Annotated in this window: 12 protein-coding genes; 1 reads left to right on the top strand and 11 read right to left on the bottom strand. The window is 65.5% G+C overall.

The annotated features are described in order from the left end of the window. Positions 1-2: 2 nt before the first annotated feature. A complete protein-coding gene (locus tag J2R80_RS27895) occupies positions 3-851 on the bottom strand; it encodes an SMP-30/gluconolactonase/LRE family protein (RefSeq protein ID WP_253623846.1) in 849 nt (282 codons plus the stop codon). Positions 852-1,151: 300 nt separating this feature from the next. Here J2R80_RS27895 and J2R80_RS27890 point away from each other — a divergent pair, with 300 nt between their 5' ends. After that, on the top strand, positions 1,152-3,371 hold the full coding sequence (locus J2R80_RS27890) for a lytic transglycosylase domain-containing protein (protein WP_253639781.1): 2,220 nt from the start codon (positions 1,152-1,154) through the stop codon (positions 3,369-3,371). A gap of 48 nt (positions 3,372-3,419) precedes the next feature. On the opposite strand, the gene J2R80_RS27885 is transcribed toward J2R80_RS27890, so the two are convergent. The 10 genes from J2R80_RS27885 to J2R80_RS27840 all read right to left on the bottom strand — a co-directional run bounded on the left by J2R80_RS27885 (position 3,420) and on the right by J2R80_RS27840 (position 12,350). After that, positions 3,420-4,388: a tripartite tricarboxylate transporter substrate binding protein BugD gene (locus tag J2R80_RS27885; RefSeq protein WP_253639780.1), complete on the bottom strand. Its 969-nt coding sequence runs from the start codon at positions 4,386-4,388 to the stop codon at positions 3,420-3,422. A 79-nt stretch (positions 4,389-4,467) separates the two neighbouring features. Next, a complete protein-coding gene (locus J2R80_RS27880) occupies positions 4,468-5,709 on the bottom strand; it encodes a threonine synthase (protein WP_253639779.1) in 1,242 nt (413 codons plus the stop codon). Positions 5,710-5,856: 147 nt separating this feature from the next. Next, the gene (lpdA, locus tag J2R80_RS27875; RefSeq protein ID WP_253639778.1) at positions 5,857-7,278 is read right to left on the bottom strand and encodes a dihydrolipoyl dehydrogenase; all 1,422 of its coding nucleotides are present in this window, start codon (positions 7,276-7,278) and stop codon (positions 5,857-5,859) included. Positions 7,279-7,295: 17 nt separating this feature from the next. Then, on the bottom strand, positions 7,296-7,538 hold the full coding sequence (locus J2R80_RS27870) for a hypothetical protein (RefSeq protein ID WP_057016535.1): 243 nt from the start codon (positions 7,536-7,538) through the stop codon (positions 7,296-7,298). Beyond that, positions 7,539-7,715 carry a hypothetical protein gene (locus tag J2R80_RS27865; RefSeq protein WP_168858567.1) on the bottom strand — a complete coding sequence of 59 codons (177 nt, stop codon included), beginning with the start codon at positions 7,713-7,715 and terminating at the stop codon, positions 7,539-7,541. Positions 7,716-7,727: 12 nt separating this feature from the next. Further along, entirely contained in the window at positions 7,728-9,098 is a 1,371-nt protein-coding gene (locus tag J2R80_RS27860; protein WP_253639777.1) for a pyruvate dehydrogenase complex dihydrolipoamide acetyltransferase, read from the bottom strand. A 2-nt stretch (positions 9,099-9,100) separates the two neighbouring features. Then, positions 9,101-9,406: a DUF5076 domain-containing protein gene (locus tag J2R80_RS27855; protein ID WP_018271806.1), complete on the bottom strand. Its 306-nt coding sequence runs from the start codon at positions 9,404-9,406 to the stop codon at positions 9,101-9,103. A gap of 5 nt (positions 9,407-9,411) precedes the next feature. Next, positions 9,412-10,812, bottom strand: a complete 1,401-nt coding sequence (locus J2R80_RS27850; RefSeq protein ID WP_253639776.1) for a pyruvate dehydrogenase complex E1 component subunit beta — start codon at positions 10,810-10,812, stop codon at positions 9,412-9,414. Positions 10,813-10,856: 44 nt separating this feature from the next. Next, the gene (pdhA, locus tag J2R80_RS27845) at positions 10,857-11,876 is read right to left on the bottom strand and encodes a pyruvate dehydrogenase (acetyl-transferring) E1 component subunit alpha (RefSeq protein WP_092083877.1); all 1,020 of its coding nucleotides are present in this window, start codon (positions 11,874-11,876) and stop codon (positions 10,857-10,859) included. Positions 11,877-12,035: 159 nt separating this feature from the next. Beyond that, the gene (locus tag J2R80_RS27840) at positions 12,036-12,350 is read right to left on the bottom strand and encodes a septum formation initiator family protein (protein ID WP_028339710.1); all 315 of its coding nucleotides are present in this window, start codon (positions 12,348-12,350) and stop codon (positions 12,036-12,038) included. Positions 12,351-12,416 lie beyond the last annotated feature (66 nt).

Genomic DNA, 12,416 nt, shown 5'->3' with positions numbered 1-12,416 from the left:
GCTCACGGATAGCCATCACCCGGCGTGTCGACCTCGATCACATCGATCCGCGATGTGGACGTGCCCTTGCGGAGCTCCTCGTAGGACGTCTCCGCGCTCAGGCAGAACAGCGTCCTGCGGTCCGCGCCACCGAGCGCGCAGGCAAGTGCGCGGCGGCCAGACACCGTGATGCGCTCGCGCTCCACACCGGTGCGATCGATCCGGACAAAAGCATCTTCCGTGAAAGACGCGACCCAGGTCGCCCCGTCGGCATCGAGGCAGATGCCGTCGGGATCGTTGATGCTGCCGAACCGCCCGCGCAGGCTCAGGCCGCCGTCCGGCGCGATGTCGTATTCGGCGAGACCGGCGCCATCCATTTCGGCAACGACGAGTCGGCGATGGTCGGAGGAGACGGCAATGCCGTTGGGAAACCGCAAGCCTTCAGCAACGACGCGCGCACTGCCATCGGCCGTCACGAGGATGATCCGGCCGACCGCACCGCGGCGCTCCGGCGGCGGCAGGTTGAAGCCGAGATCGCCGACATAGGCGCGTCCCTGCCCGTCGATGATCATGTCGTCGATCGTGCCGGTCGCGACCTCGGAGAGATCGGCATAGAGCGACAGCGCTCCATCGGAAAACCGCAGCAGCCGCTTCCTGAACATCGTCAGCACGACGATGTCGCCATCAGGCAGTACGCCGAGACCACAAGGCGTGTCGTCGGTCAGCGCAGCATGCTCCTGCAACTCGCCCGACGAGCTGATGCTCAGAAGCGCCCGCGCCATGCAATCGACGAACCAGAGCCGCCCGCGATGCCAGCGCGGGCCTTCGAAATAGCGGCCGCCGTCGAGGATCGTTCTGAGGCGAGCCGTCATGACGCACCGGCTCGAGAAAAGTGATGTGGCAGTGACATCGGCAGCCCCCACGTGCGCTCGCTACGACGATACAACTCACGCGGAACCGGTCAAAGCACGGTGCTGCCTGTCCGTTTTCACCCGTAATAATCCCGGTTCCAGCGGGTTCCGCACGCCATATTCCATATTTCGCCGCGTTTTCCCTGTTGAGTTGCAGCTGCATTAAGACTCGAGAATCGAGGGTAGTGATAATCTGCGGCGGTTGTGACGCCGTATGACGCGTTCTGTTGTGCCTCATGGTTTCTCAGGGGGGACCAGGGAATGAACCGTTGCCTACGTCCGCTGGCGTGCTTCGCCACCGCCGCCGCGCTCGCGCTGCTTCCGGTCCAGGCGACCGCCAAGCCGCATCACCAGCACCAGGCCAAAAGCGGCCACGGGGACAAGAAGGCGCATGGCGGCAAGGCCGCGCGCGAGAGTGCCTCCGGCAAGCGGCGGCACGCCAGACACGGCGCCGACAAACGTAAATCCGCGAAGGCCAAATCCGATCCTTCCAAATCCGCTGAGAAGGCGCCCGAGCCGGAGAAACCCGCCGAGCCGCAATTGTTGGGCGATCTCGCCACGATCAGGGACGCGATCCTCGCCGCGCGCAGAGGCAAGACCAGCGACGCGACCGATATCCAGGCCAGGATCACCGACCCGGTCGGGCGAAAACTCGTCGAGTGGTATCTGCTGCGCCACTCGGAATCGAGCGCGCCGTTCAGCCGTTATGCGGCATTCGTGACGGCCAATCCGGATTGGCCTAGCGTCACGCTGTTGCGCAAGCGCGCCGAAGCGCGGATCTGGCAGGAGCGCAGCGATCCGGCCACGGTGCACGGCTTCACCCTCGATCAGCCGATCAGCGCCAAGGGCAAGTTCGCGCTCGCCCGCACGCTGCTGGCCGAAGGCGACCGCGACGGCGCCACCCGGCTGGTGCGCGAAGCCTGGCGCTCGGAGGAGCTGTCCGATCGCTCCGAGAGCGACGCCTATGATGCGTTCAAGGACCTGCTGACGCGCGACGACCATCGCGCGCGCATGGACAAGCGGATCGGCGCCAAGGATCTCGCCGGCGCGAGGCGCGCGGCGCAGCGGCTCGGCAGCGACGATCTGGCGATCGTGAAAGCCTGCAGCGCGGTCCGCGGACAATCCAGCAAGGCAGAGGACACGCTCAACGATGTGCCGGCCGATGCCCGCCGCGATCTCGGTTACACGCTGTGCCGAATTCAGTGGCTGCTTGCGAAGAACAAGGTCGACGAAGCCGCGCGCGTGACGATCGCGGCTGAGCCCGAGACGATGGCGCAGCAGGACACCGACCAGTGGTGGCGCGAGCGCCGCATCCTCTCCCGCAAGCTGCTCGACCAGGGCGAGTACCAGGCGGCCTATGACGTGATCCGGCCCGCGGCGGCGCCGGACAATCCTTATTACCGCTCCGACATGCACTTCATGCGCGGCTGGATCGCGCTGCGTTATCTCAACGACGCCAAGACCGCCGCGGCGCACTTCGCGCATATCGACGAGGGCCAGACCAACCCGACCGTGCTGGCGCGCGCCGCCTATTGGCGCGGCCGCGCCGCAGAGGCACTCGGCAATTCCGCGGCGATGCGGGCCGACTACCAGGCCGCCGCGCGCTACCCGACGGCCTATTACGGTCAGCTCGCGCTGGCCAAGCTCGGCCGTGATGGTGGCGTCGAGCTGCGCGCGCCCTCGCCGGCCGCCAGCGCCGGCAGCATGGCTGCCGACGAGCGGGTCCGCGCCGCCGATATGCTCTATGCGATCGGCGAGCCCGACATCGTGCTCTATTTCGCCGCCGACCTCGCCGAGGAAAGCACCGATGTCGGGATGCTCGAGGCGCTCGGCGAGCTCACTGGCCGCCGCAACGATGCCCGGGCCATGCTGCAGATCGGCAAGATCGCGCTCGCGCGCGGCTTTGCCTTCGACCACTACGCCTTCCCGGTGATCGGTATTCCCAAGCACACGCCGATCGCGCCCGATATCGGGCGCAGCATGACCTACTCGATCGCGCGTACCGAAAGCGCGTTCGACCAGCGCGACAAGTCGGCGGCCAACGCCGTCGGCCTGATGCAGGTGACGCCGGAAGCCGGCCGTGACACCGCCAAGCGCTTCGGCGTCAGCTATGACTGGAGCCGGATGGTGTCCGATCCCGTCTACAACACCCAGATGGGCGCAGCCGAGCTCAGCGCGTTGCTGTCGGAATATCGCAACTGCCACATCATGACCTTTGCCGGCTACAACGCCGGCCGCGGCCGCGTCCGCGACTGGATCAAGGCCTACGGCGACCCGCGCGATCCCAAGGTCGATCCGGTCGACTGGGTGGAGCGGATCCCGATCTCCGAGACGCGCAACTACGTGCAGCGCGTGATGGAGAATTTCGCGGTCTACCAGGCGCGGTTCGAGGATGCCGACACGGCAGTGGCCAAGAACGGCGAACGCGTCGTAACGCAGGAGAGCAACGCGGCGCCGGCTGAGGCAATGCCGTCGCAATAACGTCGTCCCGGCCTAGCGCGCAATTGCGCGCGGCCGGGATGACAAGTTTCAATCCACCTTCACGTTGGCGGCCTTGATCATCGGCCACCATTTGGCGATTTCCGCCTTCTGCCAGGCACCGAGCGCATCCGGCGTGAGCTGATCCTTCGGCGGCATCTGCAAGCCCAAATTCTCGAGCTGCTTCTGCACGGCCGGATCGGCCATCGCCTCGACCGCAGCGGCGTTGAGCTTGGCCACGATCTCCTTCGGGGTACCCTTCGGCACCCAGAGGCCGGACCACAGCGTCATGTGGAAGCCCGGCAGGCCGGCCTCGTCGACCGTCGGAACGTCAGGCGCATTCGCGACCCGCTTGGAATCGGTGACCGCATAGGCGCGGATATTGCCGGCACGGATCTGGTTGATCGAGTTCGAGGTCTGGTCGACGATGATGTCGATCTGGCCGGCGACGAGGTCGTTCAGCGCTGGGCCGGTGCCGCGATACGGTACATATTGCAGCTTGATGCCGGAGACGTTCTCGAAATAGAGCCCGGCGATATGGCTGCCGCTGCCGGCGCCGGCGGTGCCCGCGGTCGGCGGCGCCGGCCGCGACTTCAGCCACTCCAGCAACTCCTTCAGCGATTTCGCCGGCACGGCGTTCTTGCTGACGATGATCATCGGGTTGCTCGGCAGCAGCGCCACCGGCTCGAGATCGGTGACGAGGTCGTAGCCGAGCTTGTAGATCGCGCCGTTGGCGACATGGGTGCCGAGATGGCCGAACGAGATGGTGTAGCCGTCGGGCGCCGAGCGCACCGCGCGGCCAACGCCGATCGAGCCGCCCGCTCCAGTCACGTTCTCGATCAGCAGCACCTCACCGAGCGACTGCTTCATTCGTTCGCCGAGGATGCGCGCCATCGCATCCGAGGGGCCGCCGGCAGCAAACGGCACCACGATGGTGATCGGGTGCGCGGGATAGGTTTCCGCGGAAACGGTCCCCGTCAACGCGAACATCGCCAATACGGCCAGAACCAGCTTCCGCATCACGCTCTCCCTCAATTTTCTTGTTTCCAATTATTTTTGAAGGGCCACCTTTCGACAAGATGGCCCTTCGGATGAGGCGTCAGAACTGCGAGAAGTCGATCGGCTTGTGCCGGTCGAGCGTGCGGGTGATCGGCGGCAGCGGGTATTTCAGGCCGCTGGCGCAGTTGAACAGCATCACGCGGTCGGTCTTGCTGACACGGCCGTCGGCGAGGCTCTCCTTGTAGGCGGCGTAGGTCGCGGCGCCCTCGGGGCACAGCAACAGCCCCTCCTCGCGCGCGACCTCATTGAGGGCGGCGCTGATCTTGTCGTCATCGACGGCGATCGCAAAGCCCTTGCTCTCGCGCACCGCGCGCAGGATGAGGAAGTCGCCGATCGCCTGGGGCACGCGGATGCCCGAGGCGATGGTGTGGGCGTCCTCCCAGCGCGCGGCGTGCTCGGTGCCGGCCTCATAGGCCCGCACCATCGGCGCGCAGCCGGAGGCCTGCACCGCGACCATGCGCGGGCGCTTGCTTCCGATGAAGCCGATCTTCTCGAGCTCGTCGAACGCCTTCCACATGCCGATCAGGCCGGTGCCGCCGCCGGTCGGGTAGAAGATCACGTCGGGCACGTCCCAGCCGAGCTGCTCGGCAAGTTCAAGCCCCATCGTCTTCTTGCCCTCGATCCGGTACGGCTCCTTCAGGGTCGAGGTATCGAACCAGCCGACCTTCGCCTTGCCCTCGCCGACGATCTTGCCGCAGTCATCGATATAGCCGTTGACGCGATAGACGGTGGCGCCCTGCAGCTCGATCTCGCTGACATTCACCTCCGGCGTATCGGCCGGGCAGAAGATCGTGGTCTTGATGCCGCAGGAGGTCGCATAGGCCGCCAGCGCCGCGCCGGCATTGCCGTTGGTCGGCATCGCCATGTGCTTGATGCCGAGCGCCTTGCCCATCGACACCGCCATCACCAGGCCGCGTGCCTTGAACGAGCCGGTCGGCAGCCGGCCTTCATCTTTCACAATGATCTCGCCGCCGCCATGCCTGGCGCCGAGCCGCGGCAGCCGGATCAGCGGCGTCGTGACCTCGCCGAGGCTGACGATATCCTTGCATTTGCGCACCGGCAGCAGCTCGCGGTAGCGCCACAAATCGGCGGGACGCTGCGCCAGGGCGTCCTTCGTCAGCGCCTTCTTCACCCCGGCAAGGTCATAGCGCACCAGCAGCGGCTTGCCGGCCTTGGAGAGGTTGTGCACCTGGTCGGCGGGATAATGATCGCCCTCCATCGCGCATTCGAGATGGGTGACGAAAGTCGGGCGTTCGATGGTGAGGTTGTCGTTGTCTTTCACTGGCTCTGTTCTTTCTCCGGCTTCTTGCGTCAACGGCTCTTTCCGCTTGTCATCGCCGGGCTTGACCCGGCGATCCATCTTGCAAAAAAGCTTTCGCTTGATGGATGCGCGGGTCAAGCCCGCGCATGACGAGCTGAATTCGGCCACTCAAATATTCAGCACCCGCCCGTAGGCTTCGAGCACCGCTTCCTTCATCATTTCCGACAAGGTCGGATGCGGGAACACGGTGTGCATCAGTTCCTCTTCCGTGGTCTCCAGATTCATCGCCACGACGTAGCCCTGGATCAGCTCGGTGACCTCGGCGCCGATCATGTGGGCGCCGAGCAGCTGGCCGGTCTTCTTGTCGAAGATCACCTTGACGAGGCCCTGGTCCTCGCCGAGCGCGATCGCCTTGCCGTTGCCGACGAACGGGAAGCGGCCGACCCGGATCTCGCGGCCGTCTTCCTTGGCCTTGGCCTCGGTGAGGCCGACGGAGGCGACCTGCGGGTTGCAGTAGGTGCAGCCCGGGATCATCAGCTTGTCCATCGAATGCGGATGCAGGCCCTTGATCGCCTCGATGCAGATCACGCCCTCATGCTCGGCCTTGTGCGCGAGCATCGGCGGTCCCGCGACGTCGCCGATCGCATAGATGCCGGGAACGTTGGTCTTGCCGAGGCCGTCGATCACGATGCAGCCGCGATCGGTTTTGACGCCAAGCTTCTCCAGCCCGAGATTCTCGATATTGCCGACCACGCCGACCGCCGAAATCACGCGCTCGAACTCCACCGCTTGCGGCTTCTCCTTGCCGTCGTCGATGGTCGCAACCACGCTGTCGGCCTTCTTCTCGAGCTTTGTCACCTTGGTCGAGGTGAGTATCTTGATCCCCATCTTCTCAAACCGCTTGCGGGCGAGCCCTGCGATTTCCGCATCCTCGACCGGGAGAATCTGCGGCAGCACCTCGACCACAGTGACGTCGGCGCCCATGGTGTGGAAGAACGAGGCGAACTCGATGCCGATCGCGCCGGAGCCGACCACCAGCAGCGATTTGGGCATCCGCTCCGGCACCATCGCCTCGAAATAGGTCCAGATCAGCTTCTTGTCGGGCTCGAGCCCGGGCAGCACGCGCGGCCGCGCGCCGGTCGCCACGATGATGTGCTTGGCCTGATAGGTGCCCTCGCCGCTGGCGCCCTTCGGCGCCTCGACCGCCGACTTCTTCACCGTGATCTTGCCGGGGGCATCGATCGTGGCCTCGCCCCAGATCACCGTGACCTTGTTCTTCTTCATCAGGAAGCCGACGCCGTCATTGAGGCGCTTCGAGACGCCGCGCGAGCGCTGCACCACCGCCTTCGGATCGAACGAGACATTGTCGGCCGACAACCCGTAATCCTTGGCGTGCTGCATGTAGTGATAGATCTCGGCGGAGCGCAGCAGCGCTTTGGTCGGAATGCAGCCCCAGTTCAGGCAGATGCCGCCGAGATAGGATTTCTCGACGATCGCGGTCTTGAAACCGAGCTGCGCGGCACGGATCGCGGTCACGTAGCCGCCGGGGCCGGAGCCGATGATGATGACGTCAAAGGATGTGTCGGCCATGGCGGCTCCCGTTCAACTCAACGTGTGACGCCGCGGGCGCGGCTTCTTGCGATCAATGACCTGACCAGCCATTCGAGTCCGATCACCAGGGCCATGATGGCCAGGGCCGTCAGCACGATCGGCTGGGCGATGTTCCGCGCCAGCTGCTCGCCGGCGAAGAACGCGGAGTGTAGAAAATCCAATCCGACCGGATTGAGCACCAGTGCGGCCGACAGCAACAGCGAGATCCAGGGCCAGCGCGTGCGAGCCATGCTGGCCATTCATCCGTACTCCCGCCATACCGCACCGAGGAACACGGACCACGCCAGCGCCAGCACCGCGGCGCCGATCATCATGATCCTGAACTGGATCGTCGATATCAGGTCGCGGTTGACCGCGACGAGCAACGCGACGGCGATAGCGGCGAGCAGGACGTACGGACCGACGATCGCGTACATGGCGGATGCCCGTCACACCATCATCATCACAGGGTTTTCGATCAGCTGCTTGAAGGCACCGATCAGCTCGGCGCCGAGCGCGCCGTCGATCGCACGGTGATCGCACGACAACGTCACGCTCATCATGTGCGCGATCTCGATCTTGCCGCCGCGCACCACCGGACGTTCCTCCGAGGTGCCAACCGCGAGGATCGAGGCATGCGGCGGGTTGATCACGGCGGTGAAGTGGTTGATGCCGTACATGCCGAGGTTGGAGACCGCGGTGGTGCCGCCCTGATATTCCTCCGGCTTCAGCTTGCGGGCGCGGGCGCGGGCGGCGAAATCCTTCATCTCGTTGGAGATGGTCGAGAGTGTCTTGGTCTCGGCCTTGCGGATGATCGGCGTGATCAGGCCGCCCGGCATCGCCACCGCGACGCCGACGTCGGAATGCTTGTGCTTGAGCATGCCGCCTTCGGTCCAGCTGACGTTGCAGTTCGGAATCTTCTGCAGCGCGACCGCCATCGCCTTGATAACGAAGTCGTTGACCGAGATCTTGTAGAGCGGCTTCTTCTCCTTGTCCTTCGGCGCTGCGGCGTTGATCTCCTCGCGCGCGGCGAGCAGCTTGCCGATGTCGCAGTCGATGGTGAGGTAGAAGTGCGGGACGTTCTGCACCGAGGCGGTGAGACGCTGCGCGATGGTGCGGCGCATGCCGTCATGCGGCACCACCTCGTAGGAGCCCGGCTCGAACAGCGCGAGGATCTGCTTGTCCGACATTGACGGCGCGATGCTCGGTCCCGCGGCGGGCGCTGCCGCCGGCGCCTTCAGGCCCTTGCCGGACTTGGCCTCGTCGACGTCGCGCGCGATGACCCGGCCATGCGGGCCGGTGCCGGTGATGCGGGTAAGATCGATGCCGGCTTCCTTTGCCAGCCGGCGCGCCAGGGGCGATGAGAACACCCGGGCGTGGCCGTTAGCCTGCGCGGCCGGTGCAGCAGCCTGAGGCGCCGCTGCCGGCGCTGGCGCTGCGGCCGGCTTCGGCGCAGGCGCCGCCGCCGGTGCGGGAGCCGCCGCAGGCGCGGCCTGGGCGGCGGGCTTCGGCGCCTCGGCGGGTTTAGCGGCCGGTACGGCACCCGCTCCGGCGCTGGCTGCCGCCTTCACATCCTCGCCGTCGCCGGCCATGACGGCGATGACGTCGTTGACCGGCACGTCCTGGGTGCCCTCCGGCACCAGGATCTTGGCGATCGTGCCTTCATCGACCGCCTCGACTTCCATCGTCGCCTTGTCGGTCTCGATCTCCGCGATCACGTCGCCGGACTTGACCTTGTCGCCCTCTTTCTTGAGCCACTTGGCGAGGTTGCCCTTTTCCATCGTCGGCGACAGCGCGGGCATGAGAATATTGATCGGCATTGTCAGTGACCTTGTTGCGACCGCGGTTTGGTTTGGCCCATGTCGGTCGGCCGGGCGATTTCGGCTTCGAACATCTCGACGATGCGCGCGAGCGCCTCGTCCTCGGTGTATTCACTCTCGCGCGCATAGGCGCGCGCCGCGTGGCGGGCGATGTCGACCAGCATCAGCCCCCACATGTCCGGCTCCTCGAAAGCGCGCTGGAACGCGATCGACAGGCCGCCATCGACGACGAAGGCGCGCAGCACCTCGATGGCGTCGTCGCGGCCCATCACGTCAGGCGGCAGCGGCTGCTCCTTGGGACCGGCCATCGGCGTTACCGGTAGGATACGGCCTTGGCGGCGGCGACCACCTCGGCGACGGAGGGCAGAGCGAGCTTTTCGAGGTTGGCGGCATAGGGCATCGGCACGTCCTTGCCGGAGACGCGCGCCACCGGCGCGTCGAGATAGTCGAAGGCGTGCTCCATGATGCGCGCGGCGACCTCAGAGCCGACGCCGCTCTGCTGCCAGCCCTCCTCGACCGTCACCGCGCGGCCGGTCTTCTTCACCGAGTTGATGATGGTCTCGGTGTCCATCGGACGGATGGTGCGGAGATCGACGACCTCGGCCTCGATACCTTCCTTGGCGAGCTCGTCGGCAGCCTTCAGCGCATAGGACATGCCCATCGCCCAGGAGATGATGGTGACGTCCTTGCCGGCGCGGGCAATCCGCGCCTTGCCGATCGGCACCACGAAATCAGCCAGCTTCGGCACCTCACCGGTGTGGCCGTACAGCACCTCGTTCTCGAGGAAGATCACCGGATTGGGATCGCGGATCGCGGCCTTGAGCAGGCCCTTGTAATCGGCGGCCGAATACGGCGCGATCACCTTGAGGCCCGGGATCTGCGAGTACCACGCCGCATAGTCCTGGCTGTGCTGCGCGGCGACGCGCGCGGCGGCGCCGTTCGGGCCGCGGAACACGATCGAGCATCCCATCTGGCCGCCGGACATATAGAGCGTCTTGGCGGCGGAGTTGATGATCTGGTCGATCGCCTGCATGGCGAAGTTGAAGGTCATGAACTCGACGATCGGCTTCAAGCCCGCCATCGCCGCGCCGACGCCGACGCCGGCAAAGCCGTGCTCGGTGATCGGCGTGTCGATCACGCGGCGGGCGCCGAATTCCTGCAACAGGCCCTGCGTCACCTTGTAGGCGCCCTGATATTCCGCGACCTCCTCGCCCATGATGAAGACGTCGCCGTCGCGGCGCATCTCCTCGGCCATCGCATCGCGCAGCGCCTCGCGAATGGTCTGCGTGACCATCTCGGTCCCCGCGGGGATTTCCGGATCTGGCAGCGGCTCGGGCGCGGGCGCGGGCGCGGCCGGTGCCTTCGCCGCGGGCTGCGGCGTTTCCGCCTTGGCTTCGGCAGGCGCGGCTTCGGCGGCCTTCGGCTGCGGCGCTGGAGCCGCCGGCGCCTTGGCGAGGTCGGCGGCGCTTTCGCCGTCGACGAGAATGGTGGCGATCGGCGTGTTCACCGCAACGTCCGCGGTGCCTTCCGGAATCAGGATCTTGCCGAGCGTGCCCTCGTCGGTTGCCTCGACCTCCATCGTCGCCTTGTCGGTCTCGATCTCGGCGATGACGTCACCGGACTTGATGGTCTCGCCTTCCTTTTTCAGCCATTTGGCGAGGTTGCCCTTCTCCATGGTGGGCGACAGCGCAGGCATCAGCACTTGAATGGGCATATCGGCTCCCGAAATCGGTCTTGAAATTCGTCTGCGCGGGTGGGTCAGCGGTAGATGTCGGTGTAGAGCTCGGCCGGATCCGGCTCCGGATCGTGCTGCGCGAAGTCTGCGGCCTCGTTGACGATCTCGCGCACCTGGGCGTCGATCGCCTTCAGGTCCTGCTCGCTGGCGCCCGAGGCCAGCAAGCGGTTGCGCACCTGCTCGATCGGGTCCTGGTCGTGACGCACCTTCTCGACCTCCTCGCGCGTGCGGTACTTCGCCGGATCGGACATCGAGTGGCCGCGGTAGCGGTAGGTCTGCATCTCCAGAATCATCGGACCGTTGCCGCCGCGGCACCAGGCCACGGCCTCATCGGCGGCGGCCTTGACGGCGCGCACGTCCATGCCGTCGACCTGCCTGCCCGGAATGTTGAAGGAGGCGCCGCGCTTGGAGAAATCCTGCTGGGCCGATGCGCGCGACACCGAGGTGCCCATCGCATAGCGATTGTTTTCGATCACGTAGATCACCGGCAGCTTCCACAGCTCCGCCATGTTGAAGCTCTCGTAGACCTGGCCCTGGTTGGCCGCGCCGTCGCCGAAATAGGTCACGCTGACGTTATCGTTGCCGCGATAGCGGTTGGCGAACGCAAGGCCGGTGCCGAGCGAGACCTGCGCGCCCACGATCCCGTGACCACCGTAGAAATGCTTCTCCTTGCTGAACATGTGCATGGAGCCGCCCTTGCCGCGGGAATAGCCGCCGCGGCGTCCGGTCAATTCGGCCATCACGCCCTTGGCTTCCATGTCGCAGGCCAGCATGTGGCCGTGGTCCCGGTAGCCGGTTATGACCTCGTCGCCCGGCTTCAGCGCCATCTGCATGCCGACCACGACCGCTTCCTGGCCGATATAGAGATGGCAGAAACCGCCGATCGCACCCATGCCGTAGAGTTGACCGGCCTTCTCCTCGAAGCGCCGGATCAGGAGCATGTCCCGCAGTGCCTTGAGCTCCTGCTCCTTGGTGAATTCGGGGGGAGAGCCGGCCTTCTCCTGCCCTGATTCTTTTGCGACGCTTTTCTTGGGTGCGGCCATGGCAATTCCGGGTGAGAGAAGTCGGAGAACCCTCTCTAACCCAACTCAAATCGCCTTGGAAGGATTGCGTTCGCCCGATGGAATTTTGCTATGCCGCACTGCAGCGCAGCGCGACATTTTTGTGATAGCGCGCGAGTGATTTTGAAATTTGAGAACGCGTCAGTTCTTGTTGATCCGAACGAGATCACGCGGGTTGGCGTAGTCGAGCTGGAAGCGCGCACGCTCGTCCAGCATGTCGGGATCGACCCGGTCCGACCGCAGCAGCGACACCCGCTGCTCGCCCTCGGCCCGCTCCTTCTTCAGCCGCGCCAGCTCGGAGGTCAGCGCGATGATCTCCTGATCGAGCTCCTGCCGCGCGTTCAAGCCGTATTTGCCGGTGTAGGCGTTGACGCCGAAATAGCCGACCATCAGCGCCGCCAGCGTATAGAGGGCGAGCCCGGTCAGAATCGATTTGAGGCGTGTGCGGGAAACCATGGCCGCGAGCATGCGGCCATGGGGTTAACGAACGCTGAACCAGAGCGTTTTCGAGCGAAGTGGATA

It is taken from the genome of Bradyrhizobium sp. USDA 4541, assembly GCF_024171085.1.
Taxonomy (GTDB): domain Bacteria; phylum Pseudomonadota; class Alphaproteobacteria; order Rhizobiales; family Xanthobacteraceae; genus Bradyrhizobium; species Bradyrhizobium australafricanum.
Note: the sequence above shows the minus strand (reverse complement) of the source record. Positions and strands in the feature narration are given on the sequence as shown.